The sequence below is a fragment of the Microcoleus sp. FACHB-SPT15 genome, from assembly GCF_014849525.1.
Lineage (GTDB): Bacteria > Cyanobacteriota > Cyanobacteriia > Cyanobacteriales > Coleofasciculaceae > Symplocastrum > Symplocastrum torsivum.
Window position 1 is genome coordinate 1 of record NZ_JACJNU010000017.1, and the last position, 16,913, is coordinate 16,913.

Sequence of the window (16,913 nt, forward strand, 5' to 3'; positions counted from 1 at the left end):
GATTGGCTGAGGAATTTGATGATTATTCGACCGAATAAGCGAAGATTTTTTCAAAAAGGTTTGAGGGCTATGGCTGTGATCCAAACAGCTTTCTAATTCCCCTATTTTTTCAACAGTAAAATCAATCAATCTGGGAGGGCGAGGTACACCTCGCCCTCCCTCCCCTCGTAAGTGATTATCATTATCAAGAGCAGGGAGTTCAACAGCTCATTCTCAACAATCCTGTCAATAAGCTGACATCTTGGCGTAGGTTAATGGGGTAGAAATCTTGACTTATCAAGCTTCCAGCTTACTCGTCACCCCTTCAGTACAGAGCCTCTATCTCATAGATTACGCAGCAACTTGGTTTTTAGGGTGCGTCGCGACGCACCCTACAACACTGACTTACAAAACTTCATCACAATCAATCAATCCTTGCGCGGGGGGTTTGGGGGAGACGCTTGTCCCCCAATGGGGGGCTTGGGGGGAAACCCCCCAAACTGGGTTTTTCTACAAACGACTGCTCTTCGCTCAAGTCAGTAACATTCAGCTTAAATGAGGAATCGCTTTCATTGAGAACTAGCTGTAACTTTTTCAACAAGTCATCTGAGGTGTAGGGCTTTTGTAGGAAGGCTTCGACACTATTATCAAGAGTTTGAATTATTTCATGATTCGACATCAGTCCACTGCTAGCAATAATCTTGACCTGCGGATTCATTTTATGCAGGGTGCGAATTGTGGTCGAACCATCCAAAGATGGCATCATCAGATCGAGTAAGACTACAGAGATTTCTTCTTTGTGCTGTGCGTATAAAGCGATCGCTTCGATTCCGTCGTTAGCCAGGAGGACGCGGTATTTGAACGCTTCTAGTAAAGTTTTTATAATCTCTCTAATCGAGGTTTCATCATCAGCAACAAGGATTAATTCCCCATTACCTATAGGTAGAGTATCGACTCTATCTTGTGGGGTTTGGATTTCAGTTTTCTCTAATGCTGGCAAGTAAATCTTAAATTGTGTTCCTTTTCCGACTTGGCTATGAACATTGATAAATCCACCATAGCTTTTAACAATACCCATTACTGTTGAAAGACCAAGCCCTGTTCCTTTGTCAATAGCTTTTGTTGTGAAAAATGGGTCAAAGATTCTCTCAAGTGTTTCCTCAGGAATGCCAATCCCTGTATCGGAGACTGTGAGTACAATATAAGAGCCAACTTTTGCCTCAATATTGAACTTAGTATAGGGTTCATCAATCCAAATATTTTCAGCCACGATGCTAAGCGTTCCGCCATTTGGCATCGCATCCTGGGCGTTAACACAAAGATTCATCAGGACTTGTTGGAGTTGAGTTGGGTCACCCAAAATCGGCCAAAGTTTCTGGGCTGATGTATCTACCTGAATTTCAATAGATTTAGAGAACGTATGTTTAGCAACCTTCTCTACTTCTAAAATTAAGTGAGCAACTTGTAGGATTTTGCGATCGCCAGCCATCCCTCTAGCAAATGAGAGAACCTGCTTTACTAATTCGGCTCCCCGTTTAGCATTCGTTTCCAGTATATTGAGCCACTTTTGGCTTTGCTGATCTTTGAGTTTTTGCTGCAAAAGTTGCACCGTCATTAGAATCGGGGCAAGCACATTGTTCAAGTCATGGGCAATACCACTAGCCAGCGTTCCAATGCTCTCTAGCCTCTGAGCGCGATGAAATTGGGCTTCAAGTTGTTTTTTCTCAGTTACATCTGTATTGACACTCAGGATTGATTTAGGTTGCCCATCTTCATCACGCACTAGCGTCCAGCGTGTCGCAACAACAATTTCCTTGCCAGCTTTTGTGAGTTGATGTAACTCCCCTTGCCACTCACCTTTCTGGGTTAAACTGTTCAGGTTATGTTGCAGTTGAGGCAATGAGTCCCAATATAAAAGCTCTTCAACCTCTTTACCAATTGCTTCTTCTGCCTTCCATCCGTAGAGACGTTCAGCCCCTTTGTTCCAATATAAAATTTGATTTTCTAAGTCTTGAACAAAAATCGCATCCGTTGTGATATCCAGTAGCGCTGCTTGTTCACGAATTTTTTGGTCGGAACGCTTACGTTCTTGAATTTCCTGTTCTAGACGCAGATTTTGCTCTTTTAGTGTTTTAGTCAGTTTCTGGAGACTCAAATGAAGCTGGATTCGAGCTATAACTTCTTCATGCTGAAGCGGCTTAGTGATGTAATCTACTGCACCAAGATTTAAACCTCTGACCTTATCCACTGTCTCGGATAGGGCAGTCATAAAAATTACGGGAACATCTTTTGTTCGTTCATTGGCTTTCAGGCAACGGCAAGTTTCAAAGCCGTCCATTCCAGGCATTAGGATGTCCAATAAAACCAAATCAGGGGGAGCATATTCTACTCTTTCAATTGCCGTTTCACCATCCTCAGCCACCAAAACTTTAAAACCAGAATCAGCTAAAAAATCGAACAGTACCTCCAAATTTGTGGGTGTATCATCGACGATTAAAATAACGCCTTTATTTGTAGTACCAACACTCATTCTTACCTCTTGTATTGTTTGAGAAATTCCACGATTTGTTTCCCTCTACGTCCGGAGTCTTTAGGGAATAGTCTTTCTCTTGCCTCTTCGTAAATTCATTCCAGATTCAAGTAAATCCGTAATTTTTTTTTAAGCTCTGTCTTTCGCACTGGCTTAGCGAGAAAATCATTGCAACTGACTGTTCGACTCTGCTGCTGATCAAACGTTGTTTTCCTCTATATTAGTAATATTAGCGTGGTGGGAAACTTCAGGGAAATCTAAATCCAGAGAGAAAATAGTTCCTTTTCCTAAGGTACTCTTCACGTTCAGTTTGCCATCCATCATCTGGACTAATTGATGGCTTATTGCTAATCCGGTTTCTTTCCTTCTGCCCTTGAGCCTGCTGCCTTCTGCCTTCTTGCACTAGAAAACTTTGCCTGCTCAACTTCTCACAAGTCCCTAGCCCCTGAAACGACAAGTTCTGTTTAATTGTGCCTACTTAATTATCACCACTCAGTCTTTCCTCTGATAGTGTTTAAGAAATTCTAGGACTTGCTTACTTTTAAAGGCTTTGGCGAGTTGACGAAGATGGTTTGTAAAGGGTATCCATTGCGGCTCTAACGCCTCTAGTCTTGTGGTTTGCTCGATGATACCCCTGAGGTCACCTCTCATGGCTAAATCTATTAAAGTATCTAATTCCTTAATAGGGGGAGGTATCAGTTTTTGATTTTGAGTTTCTGAGCTTGAATTAGCCTGATTTGCAGCCTGCCTTTCGTCTCTTGTTTCTTCATAAATCCATTCTAATTTTAAGTGAAGTCGTAATTTTTCTAAAAGGTCTGACTCCCGAACTGGCTTGGGCAAAAAATCATCGCAGCCGACTTCTCGACTCTGCTGCTGATCAAAATTAAAAACGCTAGCGGAGATGGCAATCACTACTACATTTATTAAATCTGGTAACATCCTGAGGCGACGGGTTGCTTCAAAGCCATCCATCACATTCATGACCAAATCCATGAATATTACGTTGGGCTTAAACTCACGCGCTTTATTCAAGCCATCTCGACCATCAATCGCTTCAACAACTTCAAATCCTATAGGCTCTAATAGATTGACTAAGACAGAGCGGTTTGCCCACTTGTCATCTACTACCAAAACCTTCGGCTTAGAACCTTTAAAACCAATGATGTTGCCTTTATGCGTCTTGGCAATATCAGCGCGATGGGGTATCTCAGGCAAATCCAGATCCACCCAGAAAACACTTCCTTGTCCTAAGGTACTCTTTACTTTCAATTCACCGCCCATCATCCGGACTAGTTGACGGCTAATTGCTAGTCCCAGTCCCGTTCCTTCTGTTTTACGCCTATCTTCACCCACCTGCTGGAATGGCAAAAAGATTTCTTCTAATTGCTCTGGTGCAATGCCAACTCCTGTATCTTCTACTTGAAACCGGAGTTTACCCTCCTGATACCCAACTTTGAATGTTATGCTGCCTTCTTCTGTAAACTTGACAGCATTGCTAAGTAAGTTAATTAAAACTTGCCGCAAGCGTTTATCATCAGCTCGAATCGCTTTTGGAAGTGGAGAAAGCGTTTGGTAGAGTAATGAAGTTCCCTTTTGCTCTGCCCGAACCCGACATATTTCAGCAATTCCCTCAAGAAATTCAGGAAAATTGAAATCTTTTGGATAAAGTTCCATTTTCCGGGCTTCAATTTTCGAGAGGTCTAAAATGTCATTAATGAGTGTGAGCAGATGTTCGCCACATTGATGAATGATGCCAATACCATTTTGTTGCTGGTTAGTTAATGTTTTATCTTTTTTGAGAATTTGGGTATAGCCCAAAATGCCATTGAGTGGGGTTCTCAGTTCATGACTCATGTTCGCCAAGAACTCGCTCTTGGCGCGGTTTGCAGATTTAGCGGCGGCTTCGGCTCGTTTGCGATGCCTTGCGGCGGCTTCGCTAACGCGAATTTCTTCCTGTAACTCCTGCGTTCGTTCTTTTACTTTTACTTCTAGTGTTCGGTTAGATTCTTCTAAATCATTATAGAGACGCGCATTCTCAAGCGAAATTGCAGCTTGAGAGGATAAAAGTTGTAAAACTTCCAGCCGCTCTAAGGTGAAGGCGCTAGTGGTTAAGTTATTTTCTAAATAAAGGATGCCAATGAGTTTACCTTGATGCACAATTGGTGTGCATAAAATAGATTTTGGTTTTTTGTTGCTGATATAGCTATCTGTTGTAAATACTCCCTCACTACTAGCGTCGTTCAGTACGACATTCTCCTGAGTGGTTCGCACATAATTGATGATAGATAGGGGGAGCTGCTGACTAGTTTCTATGGGTGTCGATTCCTGTCCCGTTATCTCACCCTGCCCGAAACTTGAGGCTTCTATGATTAATTGCTCGGCTTTCTCTAAAATTAAGAATCCTATTTCGGCTCCAGCATTTTCCATGACATTTCGCATTAGCTTAGTCAGGAGATTTTCGAGAACAATTTCGCCGGAGAGGGCTTGTGACGCTTTGATAACTGCGGCTAAATCCAGAGAGCCGACACTAGCTGTAGTCGTAGAGCTAACTGTCCGGTTCATCTCTAAATCTTGGCTCTCTTGCTTTGGTAATTGAGGAAAAATATGAGGGTATCTTGCTTCTAAATCATTGACTTTTGCCGTTGCTCCCCAGCGAAGATATCCATAGTAAGCATCAGCAAAATAGACCTGAGCTACTTTTTCCCTACCACACTCAAAATAAAACTTTGCTGCCAGTTCATTGATGAGTGCTTCTTCCTGAATATATCCCTGCTCCTTCGCTCCAGCAATAGCTCGGTCATAATAATCCATCGCTTGCCAATATTCACCCAAGACTCGTGATTTCTCTGCCTCTACAAGCTCGTATTTATGCTGAAAATTCATTGGAGCATGGTCTGCCCAGTTTCGCATTTTTTCCTGGTTATTCATCACTTTCCTCAAGAGGTGTTCTTGTTGTGAGTGTGGTGATGATGGATAAATCGCTAGTTGTGCTAAAGAGTCGTAGAAATAGAACAATGGGACAACTAAAGAACCTTTAACACCGTACAAATACTGTTCAGCTTTAATTGCATTTTCTACAGCTTGAGAAAACTCACCAAACAGGTAACACAAAATTAATTTATTAAGAAATACATAATGTGTTGCTGTCCGCTCTTTGGCTTCAATATGAAGTGGTAATAATTGCTCTTCATTGTAAGCCTCACCAATTAAACGGCAAGGATTTTCAGCGAATCCCAATAAGTTTGAAACTGCCTGATGAAATATTTGATGCCACGTTAATGCCGCTTCTTGATGGATGTGTGCGATCGCATCACCATATCTAGCCATTTCCTGTTCCAGGCTTTTTAACTCCGAACCGCTCCAATAGGCGTGTTGACACTTATTAGTTCCTGAATATCCAGTATGTGCTAAATCTCCATTCTCCAATCCGCTGGAGTAGGCATCTTCTAAAAGTGGTAAAGTTTCTCTGACGTGATGTTTCCAGGGTATAATAAACGTTGCAACCTTAAACAACGTCTGGCTTCTAGTCTCATGAACAGCTAAACGTTCTAATAGGTTTAAAGCCAATTGCCCAAATTTATAACTAGCTTCAATATCTTGTAACAACCCGCTGAAAACTACTCCATAATCAGCAAACCCACTAGCTGATAAAGGATTATTTCCATATTGAACGGATAAATTGACTTGCTGGCAAGCCATCAAGATAAATAGTTCAGGTGCAGATTGGTAGGCAGCAGGAACTAAACTGGCTATGAGTCGAAAGGCTGCCAGCTTCTTTGTATCTGTCATTGGCGGCAGATGAATTAAATCGTCTATGCCTTTCCCTGCCAAATTTTCTGTTGTTGTCTTGATAGCTTGCTGAATATCTAATGAAGTCGGTGATTCAGGGAGTTTCACGTCCAGTATGTCCAGAACTTGCAGACCAAGCTTCACGGCTTCGAGTAGTTTTCTTTGAACTTCACAGGTTTTAATTTGTACCTCATAAGTTTTCACTTTATCCAACTGCGTTTTGGCTTGTTGCAGCACTACCGCCGCTAGTTGCTCCATTTGCTCAAAATCACCATTAAGAAATGCTACTTCTGCGGCTTCCTGATGTAGAGCTAAAGTGAGTTCATAACGCTGATGCCAGCTAGAAGCTTGCAGTAGGCTCAAACCCACCTTTAGATAGCGGATAGCAGACTCATAAGCTGTCGCTGCTTTTGCCTTCTGACCAGCTATGAGATTCAGTTCAGCTAGCTCATATTTTTCTAAATCTAAGGTAAGTAAGTCGCTACCGGAATTGAGTTGGTTGACTAAAGCAAAGATATTGTTCTTTCGTTCTTCAATCGTAGTTTTTCGTAGTAGTAACTGACCGATTTTTAGATGAGTTTTTTTTTGGAGCGAATTTGGGATGAGGCAATAAGCCGCTTGTTGCACACGGTCATGCAGAAATTTATAGCCAACTTTTAATTGCTGAATCTGCTGAGTAGGAGAGACTTCTAAGTCAAACGCCAGTGGAATTTTATAAGCCTCAGAAAGAGGTAGAATCAAACCGGATTGTAGTGCTTCCCACAAATCCTTTGCGGTTTCTGACTGAGATTTCTCACTGACAATAGCTAAGATATCTAAAGTAAACTTGTCTCCAATGCAAGCCGCTAACTTCAAGACATTCTGTGCCTTGTGTGACAGCTTTTGAATTTGGCTGACCATCAATTCGACAACATTCTCTGAGATATCAATGTTTTGTAAGCCATCGATGTCCCACTCCCAAGACCCTTGGGTGAAATTAAAATACAACAAGTTTTCCTGGTAGAGAGATTTGAGCAACTGAGTTAAGAAGAAGGGATTCCCTTGAGTTTTCTTAAAAACTAACTCAGCTAATGGCTTTGACTTTTCTAGATCAGTACGGAGAGTATCGCTGATTAATTGCTTAACATGAGTAATCTCCAAAGGTTGGAGAACGATATTATTGACAGCTACACCAGATTTTTGAATTTCCTCTAAGGTCAACATCAGCGGATGAGTCGCACTAACTTCGTTATCTCGGTATGCACCAATCAGCAACAGATATTCACTACCTGAGTCACAGGTAAGTAGTTTAATTAACTTCAGAGACGCTAAATCTACCCACTGCAAGTCATCGAGAAAGAGAACGAGAGGATGTTCTTTTTTCGTGAATACATGAATGAATTTTTGAAATATTCGATGGAATCGGTTTTGGGATTCAGTCGGTCCTAATTGCGGAACCTGTGGCTGAGAACCAACAATGCGTTCAACTTCAGGAATAACATCAATGATAACCTGACCATTAAGACCAAAGGCTGCTAAAAGCTTAGCTTTCCAAACTGCTATTTTGTCATCACTTTCCGTTAACAACTGCTGCATCAATTCTTGAAAGGCTTGAATCAAAGACGCATAAGGAATATTTCGCTTGAATTGGTCAAACTTACCGGAAATAGAATAACCTCGCTTACCCACAATGGGTTTATGTACTTCATTGACTAAAGATGATTTACCAATTCCCGAATAACCGCTGATTAATACCATCTCAGTCGCCCCCAGACTGACTCGTTCAAAGACAGCCATCAAAGTACTAACTTCTCTATCGCGACCATAAAGTTTTTGCGGTAGGAGAAATTGGCTATATAAATCTAACTGACCAATACTGAAGTGGGAAATTTCACCAGACTCTTGTAGCATCTTTAAGCAAGTTTCTAAGTCAGCTTTTAGTCCTAAGGCATTTTGGTATCGGTCTTCAGCCATTTTGGCTAATAATTTCATTACGATGTCAGAAACTGCTTGGGGAATCTCTGGATTCAGTTCTTTTGGCGATACTGATGTTTTTGCAATATGGCAATGAACTAATTCCAAAGGGTCAGTCGCCTGAAATGGAACCTGTCCCGTTAGCATTTCATAGAAGGTAACACCTAAGGAGTAAAAGTCACTTCGATAATCAATTGAGCGATTCATCCGTCCGGTTTGCTCCGGTGACATATAAGTGAGAGTTCCTTCAATCTCTCTGGGATTGCTAATCGCTTGATTTTCTCTGGATAAGCGTGATGAAATGCTAAAGTCGATCAGTTTAACTTGGTTGCTTTGGGTGTTGACTAAAATATTGTGAGGCTTAATGTCTTTATGAATAATATTGTTTTGATGCAACACTGAGAGTGTGGAAGCAATTTTAATAGCAATTTGTAGAAATGATATTGATTTAAATTTATGGGTGTTGATGGTTGTCTTGAGGCTCTCTCCTTCAAAATCTGATAAAATTAGCAATAATGTATTTTGGTAATGGTCTAGGGCTATCGGTTTAATGATTCCTTCTGCGTTAAGAGATTGAAGAATTTTATATTCATGTCTTAAACGAGTGACTTCTTCCAAAGTAGGATATGGAGATTTGAGAGTTTTAATGATTACAGATGTAAAGTCTGTCTCCTTCAATGCACGATAAACACAAGTCGTAAACCCTTCATAAATAGTTTCAATAACGTTATAACCAGCAAGTACCGTGTTCATCGTTGTCTTCTGAGATTAATAGGGGCAAGAGACGATAAGCTAGTAGATTCCCCTCAGCTATGTTGCGAGAGTTTCCAATCGCCACCGCCTTCCCACCGTAAGATTCTCTAATGCAGTCTTCTTTCGATCGCCAATCCCCAGCCTCTGGTTCTTTATTGATAGTCTTCTAGCGGGAAAGGTGTAAAATTAAGCGATCGCATCTACAGCTTACGCTTTCTGCTTCAAGGTGTGAGGATGCGATCGCCTAATTTCAGTAAAGATACTAAAACTTTTACTACTAATCAGCAACACGGGTAAATGCCGATGGTTGCAATTGGCAAAGTAACAAACCAAACCAGCGTTTTGAGTCAGTCCAGACTTTGATTGGTTTTAAACCCTTTGCTTGGAGTTCCTGTTGTATAACATCCAAGTCAAACTTGCGAGAGATTTCCGTCATTATGGTTTCATCAGTTTCAAAAGGAACTGTCAGGTCAATTTCTTCTAATCTAACCTGATGTGTCTTCAAACTTCGCAGATGCATCTCAATTTGATTGAGCTTTTCATTATAAAATGCCCAATGTTTAAAGAGTTGGGTATCAAAATTACCATTAAAGCGTCGGTTCAGATGCTCTAGTATATTCAGATTAAATTCAGCCGTTACTCCCTGACTATCGTTGTAAGCCGCTTCTAACAACTCTTTTGACTTTTGTAAATCAACTCCTAGCAAGAAATACTCCCCAACATTTAGAGCCGTTGTAATCTGTGAGAAAAAGACATCACACTCTTGAGGATTAAGATTACCCAACGTACTACCCAAGAAAAAAATCATTCGCGCTGGTAGTTGAGTGGGTATAAGCTGTTTAAGCGCCAATTCATAAGTGCTAACTAAACCTTGCACTTGAAGCGAAGGATAATCTAATAGCAACTGTCGCGCACTGCTTTCTAGAATTCCGGCACTAACATCGATTGGTAAATAGCGTAATGGATAATCCAGTGCTTCGTAAGCATCGAGCAACAGGCGAGTTTTTGTTGAACTACCACTACCCAATTCTACTAATTCACAAGCACCAGTGATTTGAGCAATTTCACCAGCATACTGCTGTAGAATCGACGCTTCTGTCCGAGTGGGGTAATATTCTGGCAAGTCACAAATTTGTTCAAAAAGCTCGGAACCCCGGTCATCATAGAAATAGTGTGGTGGTAGTGATTTAGGAGTTTGAGTTAACCCTTTAATCACATCATTACCAGAATTGATGTGAGCATCTGAGGAGGCTATAGGATTAACTAACTGTTTAATCTGTAAGCGTTCTTCTGGTTTAGCGTGTTGCTTACGGTAAGTTTCACTTAAGCTAGCTGCACTCTGATTGAGATTTCTCATTGCATTTCTTCCCTACAATTACATTACAAGTTGACTGAAACACCTTGCTTACTAGGTTTCAGCTCAAGCCCTTAACTTGTTTGTTGTCTTTAGCTCAACAGGGTTATGACTCCGTAAAGACTAAATTAACGGTGACTAAACAAGGCTAATTACGCCACAAGCAATTAATACTGCCAGTACAGTGCAAAGCCGAAAAATCTGGCATAAACTTGGATAATACCAAGATAAACATTTCAAAGTATCGTCCATGAGTGGGTTGCTCAACTACCAAAACTAGGCATTTGTCATCAATTTTTCGCCCAGTATCCGGCTATTACTGCATCAAAGCTACCTACTGGAAATCCAGTGCATCTTGATTAAACTGCTGAATATTTAAGAAAGCCTGTTTCGCTTGGTGGGAGAATAAGGTGATAGGGAGCGTCCTCAAAGGTAAGTCTCTAATAAACGCTCTCATTAATGGGGTAATGAGGTGATGGAGAGGCAGGTTGAGGAGTGCAAAAATTCTTAATGAATGTTGCATTGGAAATTCCTACAACTATTTAAAAACCTGTACAGTCATATAACATTTCTGTGTTGATTTATTTCTCTTAAAAATGTTATTTCACTCCTACTTCAAACAAGGAGTTTTTTTGTAAAGCATTCAATAATAATTTATAGTAAATATCGGTATATTTGCATGGTGTGATTAACCTATAGCTATCAGGCTTTGTTTTACAAGGCGGTAGGTTACATCTGTAAACAAAGCTACTTATAGTAGGTACATCACTAGGATTTCAGGTCATATTTATTTTCTAAAGTCTAATTGTATTTAGCGAGGGAAGGACTAAACCCACCATGATGGATTCCAAAATAAATCTGTTGAAATCAAATCTCAGTAATGGGTTTGTAGGCAAAGTCTCAGGGGAATCGCTTGTTGGGAATCAGCTATTGCAATCACAAGTTCCCCAAATTAGTGTACAAGAACTGAAGGAACTACTTGATGCTCGGACAAAAAGTTTAGTGCTAGTGGATGTTCGTAACCCCAATGAACACGAAATTGCTCAGCTTCCGGGGTGGGTTCTCGTTCCTTTTCCACAAATCCAAAATGGAGAAGGCATTGCAAAAATTAAACAATTGCTGGAAGACAAGCGTAATGCTAGCCCAGACAATACTCCTCACTTAATTGTCATCTGTAAGATGGGTGTGCGCTCAGCAAAAACGCTTGCCCTACTTAAGGAAGAAGGAATATCTGGTATTAATGTCACAGGTGGTCTTGACGCATGGAGCCAAGAAATCGATCCAGCGATTCCTCAGTACTCCCTAGAGGATATGTCTCGACCTCAACTCATCCCGGTTAAGTCACGATCTAAAATGCCACTGTTATTGTCTAGTTGTGGCGTTGTCATCGCAGTAGGAGTAGTCGCTTCTGTGTTTGCTGTGCGTCAAGACCCGGATTTGCTTAGACCAGTCATTGAAGCTGGTGTACCGTTAGAGTATGCGTCAGATTTGCCAATTTTGGGGTACGCGGTTCAGGAAGCCAAGGTACCTCAGATCAATGTTAAACAACTCAAGCAGTTGATCGATCGCAAGTCGAAGAATTACGTGCTAGTGGATGTTCGTGACAAAAACGAGTATGACGTTTCTCATCTTCCAGGGGCAGTACTTGTACCATTAACAGACATTGAAAAGGGAAAAGGTACTGCCAAAATTAAGTCACTGCTCAAAGGTCGCCAATTGATAACCTATGGCACATCGAGCAAAGATTCTGCTAGGGCACTAATCTTGCTAAAAAAGGCGGGAATCAAAGGAACTCAAATCAAAGGCGGAATTAAGACATGGAAGCAAGAGATTCAGAAGGCAGAAGTCAGGAGGTAGAGGGCAGAAGGTAACCCACGCTTAGAAACGTGGGATTGAACTCTTGATGCCTTGTTTCTTTGTGCTGTGCATCTCGAAAAGAATAATTATCAAAAGTGGGCTTTAAACCCCACAACTAAAGTTTCACTTGGTGCTTCTTTCCTTCTGCCCTTTACATCCTGCCCTAGAGCCTTTCTTTGTAACCGCTCCATGACACGTAGCGATTAGTTGGCTCCATCAGCATCATAAGCACAGCGAAACCCTGCCAAAATCTGACGGATGCTTGGATAATACCAGTTGCGAAAGCTCGATCGCATTGCCCACGGACGAGTTGCCCAACTACCTCCTTTCAAAACTCGGTGCTGTCCGTCGAAATACACCTGGGAATAGCCTCGATAAGGATAGCTAACGAATCCTTCATAGCCATCAAACCAACTTGATGTCCACTCCCAGACATTCCCTAGCATGTCGTAACAACCATAGGCGCTTTGTCCTGCTGGATACGCATTGACGGGTGTTGTTTGTCGGGTGGTTTGATCATGGTTGCAATGGTGAGTTTGAGGTGATGCTTCTCCCCAAGGGTAGGTACGACGGCACCCAATCTTCGCCTCCCAACTAGCGGCTTTTTCCCATTCTGCCTCTGTTGGTAATCGCTTTCCAACAAAGCGGGCATAGGCATCAGCTTCGTACCAACTAACACCGCAGACAGGGTGATTATCCCAAGTTGGGGCAAATGACCAGTAGAGGGGTTCTTGCACGGGATTCTCTTGCAACCATTGCCATCCAGCCGTTGACCACCATTGAGAATTTTGGTAGCCACCTGCCTCTATAAATACTCGGTACTGTTTGCAGGTAACGGGATAGCGGTCAATCCAGTAGGTATCCAGGTAGACACGATGAAGTACGCGCTCATTATCCAAGGCATCAATAGAGTCGTTCCCCATCTCAAACTCACCTGCTGGAATTTCAAGCATCTCAGTTGGGGGTTGCAAGTCTGAAGGCAAAGGTTTGGCACGTCCCCTCACCCACATCTCCTGATGCCGTTCTAAATGATGCCAGCGTTGTAGTTGCAAAATAAAGGCAATGATTTCACTATGCTGGCTCTCATGTTGAATCAAAAAGCGCCACAAGCGTTCTTGCTCCGCTAAAGGCGCAGTTTCCAGGTAGCTCAATACTTGACTTCTGACAGTATCCAGATAATCGCAAACGTCTGAAAAGGTTGGTAGGTTCTCACGTTCGCACTTGGGTAAACCATCAGCCGCAAACAGCTTATGATATTGGGGAAACATCGGTGCTAAGCCAGCACCACGCTCTAGTATCCAATAGGCTTCAATGAAGGCAATGTGACCTAAATGCCAACCAACGGGGCTAAAGTCTGGATGAGCTTGCCGACGAAAGGCTGTATCATCAATGCCTTCAAAGAGAGCTAGAGTACCGAGGCGACACTGATGCAGGGTAGATGCGATCGCGTCTTTACACGAGTTGATCGATGTAGACTTCAAGATTTTCTCCCACACTGAGAATGCTACTCTCTGGACAACTGTACCAATTACCAGTGAATAGAGGTTCAGAAGCAATAATTACTGCATTTGGGTACATCGGGTCATCCCTCAACCAGTAGAGTGAAGGTGTAGAGGTGCCATGAGCATAGCGACTGGCGATCAGATGATGTCCATCACTGATAACCACATTGGCAGAAAAGCTCACAGAATGGGCTTTTGCTAACTCAGTTAGGGTCATCAATGTTGTTTCTAATGCCTTGGCGATTGTGGTATCTGGCAAGGCTTGCAAAGTGTTGACAATCAGGGCGAAGATGTGTTCAGAGTCAGTAGTGCCGTTGATGGATTGGTAAACAGCATCACTTAGGCGATCGCGTATTGGTCGATACAGTGTCGAACGGAACTTTTCGATATAACCGTTGTGGATAAATAAAAGGCGATTATCCCGAAACGGCTGACAGTTACTCAAATCTAACGCTTGACCTGCTGTTGCACTACGGACATAGCCCAGAACACATCTGGATAAGGCATAACGGCTCAGTTCAGGAAGGTTCGTATCATTCCAAATTGGTAGTAGGTTTTTGTAGGTGAAGGGGTCAGTATCCGCTTCGGTATGATACCAACCAACTCCTAACCCATCGGCATTGACGGCACCAGAAGTCATCTCTTTGGGTTCGTAACTCTGGACAACCAGCGAATGTTCTGGTTTATACAGTAGCTGGTCAAGTTGAATCGCTGGCCCAAGGTAGCCAAGTAATCGGCACATTTTGAAGAGTTTGCTCCTAAATCACAATGAAAATCATCCAAAGGTGGATGTGAGGCGTTAAAACCACAGTAAATAAAGATGCTTGGTTTCTATGAAACGACTTTTCGGAAAGGCTTTGAGTTTATCCCACTGGTGTTGAACCTATCAGAGACTTTGATGTTGTTATTCCTCTCGTTGGAAGCATCCGATGAGAGCAACCCCGCTTGTAGAGTGCAATCAATCGCGCCCCTGAACCACGACAGTTTAAATCTGTTCACTCTCGCGATCTTTACACAAGTTTGTATAAACTGACTACAATTGCTACCTAAGGCATATCCCGCTTCTTGTTTGAGTGAAATAAGAGACCTAACCCCCAACCCCTTTCCTACAAGGGAAGTGGAGTAATACCAATTTCATTAATGACTGCTACAAATCGCGCCTCCTGCTTCCCCTGTCTCCTCTACTCTTTATCTGTCGCAAACATTTTTGAAATTGGTATAGTTGTAGCGGCACGACCTAGAAGGAATAGATTTAGCAGTCCTCGACTGTCCTTTGCATAGCTAGCCAATGCTCAATTTGTTCGTTATCAAGTAGCTTGAGGATGTGGGCAGTAATCTAGAGGTAGAGTAGGGCAACTCAATCTTGTAATTCTCCCTAGTAACATTCATAACTACAGGTGAGATTGTGAAAAATGTTTGACTTCTTTCTGTAATCTTCTCAATCATTGACCGTCGTTCCAGGGATTTTAAAGTACTTATTAGTTTTGAATCAGAGCCTAACTGAATATTATTTCGCAACTCTTCTCGCAAAACTGGAGTGCGCTTCCTCGCTAGATAGCGGATAATCTCCATTTCTGAGACATCTAATCGATTTAACTGCTCAATTAATTTTGCTTGCAAAGGCTCGGCAACAAGTACAGCGTTCCAAGTTAAAAATTCAGATACACTGTGATTAAAAAAATCTTTAATTGTTGAAACAACTGTATTTAATGCTAAAGGATTTCCTCGATAGAGTTGAATGAGTTTTTCCCATTCTTCATCCTTGCCAGATAAACTATTTGCTGCCAATATTTTTCGGGCTTCTTCCGGTAGTAACCCCCTTAGTTTAAATGAGGCAACGTAGGAGGTTTCTTGTTCCAGTAACTCCATTTGTAGGGGTTTTTCCCAACTATTAAGCACCAAACAGCTTTGATGCCGTTCTCGTGCAACCTGTGTCAGGAGTTCGCTGTAATCCTCATATCCTTCACGATACTGTCCAGCATGAGCGCAGCGGCGCATCAGCATTTGAGTGTCATCGAATATCACTAGGCAGCGATGCTGTCGTAGACACTCTATCAAGCGAGAAATTAAAACTTTGGTGTCTTGTTGTAAGTTGCATTGCTGCTGGTTGGACAGAAATTCGATGAGGTTGATAAGCAACTGATTGAGTGGTGGCGAATGGCGTAGCGATCGCCAGATAATGTAGTCAAATTCTCCCTGAATTTCTTGCGCTAGCTTTGCCGCTAGAGACGTTTTCCCAATCCCACCCATACCCAAGATCGTTACAAGCCGACACTGCTGTTCTCCAATCCATTGCTTGAGGATGTCTAGTTCAGTGGTGCGTCCATAGAAAACCGAGTTATCCGGTGCATCACCCCAATCCTGGCGATGCTTAGGAGTTTTGTATCCGGCTGCTTCGAGCCATTTGGAGATGTCTCTCCAATTTTTCAGTGTGTTTGATTCTCGACTCGTGAGTGTTTCGACGTATCGATACAACCCCTTAGTTAGTTCCACGCAGAGGGTTCCAGGTGCCCAATGGAGAGCCGCAGCAATGTTTTTCGGAGAGTGACCGCACAACAATCCTCGCAAGATAGCTTTTCCAACTGGTGTCAGTTTGGTCTCCCTCCCTGTGCCCCTAGGTTTTTGCTCAGCCAGATCTATATACAATTTTTCTAAATTCCAGAGCTTTGCTGCTTCTAGAAATAGCTGATCTTCAAATCGATTGTCGTTAGATTTCATGATGGGGAGTCCTGATTAGTCTCACCGAAAGGCTTTATGCTCTTTTTGCCGGGATGCACCCCTACATGCTAAGTAAGCAAGTTGGTGTAATCACACCTAACTAGAGTTTCTGACTTTGGTATTTATGTCAGAGGTTTAATTGTTAGCAAACATCGTAATCAGCGAGTTGTATTTGTTTTGTGTCTAAAAATAAATTTGTCAACCTCTATAGAGGTCTCCGACCTAATTCAGTAAATTATGCAGCTTTTTACAAAAGTTTATATTTAGAGGCAAGAAGATAAAACATAACCTAATGATCAAGCCTAATAAAGCACTAATGCTAATTAGGTGATTTCATCCTGAGGCATCGTTAATCTAAGAGCGGGATTGAAAAAACCACCAGACCGCTGAGAGGGAACCTCAGGAGCAAGTGAAGTTTATGAAGCAATCAGGCTTTCTAGACACCTAAAAGCTGATTAGAACATCAGAGACAAACTTC

The 16,913-nt window shown here is 42.1% G+C and carries 8 protein-coding genes and 1 pseudogene; 1 reads left to right on the forward strand and 8 read right to left on the reverse strand.

Going from position 1 to position 16,913, the window contains the following annotated elements; genetic code table 11:
* Window positions 1-403: 403 nt before the first annotated feature.
* The 5 genes and pseudogenes from H6F98_RS06235 to H6F98_RS06250 form a co-directional block, all read right to left on the reverse strand.
* Window positions 404-2,509 (reverse strand): response regulator, encoded by a 2,106-nt coding sequence (locus H6F98_RS06235; protein WP_199348324.1) that lies wholly within the window; start codon window positions 2,507-2,509, stop codon window positions 404-406.
* A 198-nt stretch (window positions 2,510-2,707) separates the two neighbouring features.
* Window positions 2,708-2,872, reverse strand: a pseudogene (locus H6F98_RS34575) (hypothetical protein); the annotation flags it as partial.
* A gap of 129 nt (window positions 2,873-3,001) precedes the next feature.
* Window positions 3,002-9,004, reverse strand: coding sequence for a hybrid sensor histidine kinase/response regulator (locus H6F98_RS06240; RefSeq protein ID WP_192217808.1), 6,003 nt, complete (start codon window positions 9,002-9,004; stop codon window positions 3,002-3,004).
* Window positions 9,005-9,281: 277 nt separating this feature from the next.
* Window positions 9,282-10,361, reverse strand: a complete 1,080-nt coding sequence (gene egtD / locus H6F98_RS06245) for an L-histidine N(alpha)-methyltransferase (RefSeq protein WP_192217809.1) — start codon at window positions 10,359-10,361, stop codon at window positions 9,282-9,284.
* Between the two features lie 331 nt (window positions 10,362-10,692).
* On the reverse strand, window positions 10,693-10,881 hold the full coding sequence (locus H6F98_RS06250) for a hypothetical protein (RefSeq protein WP_192217810.1): 189 nt from the start codon (window positions 10,879-10,881) through the stop codon (window positions 10,693-10,695).
* A 314-nt stretch (window positions 10,882-11,195) separates the two neighbouring features.
* Between H6F98_RS06250 and H6F98_RS06255 the strand changes: the two genes are divergently transcribed.
* Window positions 11,196-12,215 carry a rhodanese-like domain-containing protein gene (locus H6F98_RS06255; RefSeq protein WP_192217811.1) on the forward strand — a complete coding sequence of 340 codons (1,020 nt, stop codon included), beginning with the start codon at window positions 11,196-11,198 and terminating at the stop codon, window positions 12,213-12,215.
* 203 nt (window positions 12,216-12,418) lie between these two features.
* On the opposite strand, the gene egtB is transcribed toward H6F98_RS06255, so the two are convergent.
* The 3 genes from egtB to H6F98_RS06270 form a co-directional block, all read right to left on the reverse strand.
* Window positions 12,419-13,696: an ergothioneine biosynthesis protein EgtB gene (egtB, locus tag H6F98_RS06260; protein WP_192217812.1), complete on the reverse strand. Its 1,278-nt coding sequence runs from the start codon at window positions 13,694-13,696 to the stop codon at window positions 12,419-12,421.
* A complete protein-coding gene (egtC, locus tag H6F98_RS06265; RefSeq protein ID WP_192217813.1) occupies window positions 13,668-14,459 on the reverse strand; it encodes an ergothioneine biosynthesis protein EgtC in 792 nt (263 codons plus the stop codon). The genes egtB and egtC overlap by 29 nt, the downstream gene beginning before the upstream one ends.
* 539 nt (window positions 14,460-14,998) lie before the next feature.
* Window positions 14,999-16,435 (reverse strand): NB-ARC domain-containing protein, encoded by a 1,437-nt coding sequence (locus tag H6F98_RS06270; RefSeq protein ID WP_192217814.1) that lies wholly within the window; start codon window positions 16,433-16,435, stop codon window positions 14,999-15,001.
* Window positions 16,436-16,913: the final 478 nt, after the last annotated feature.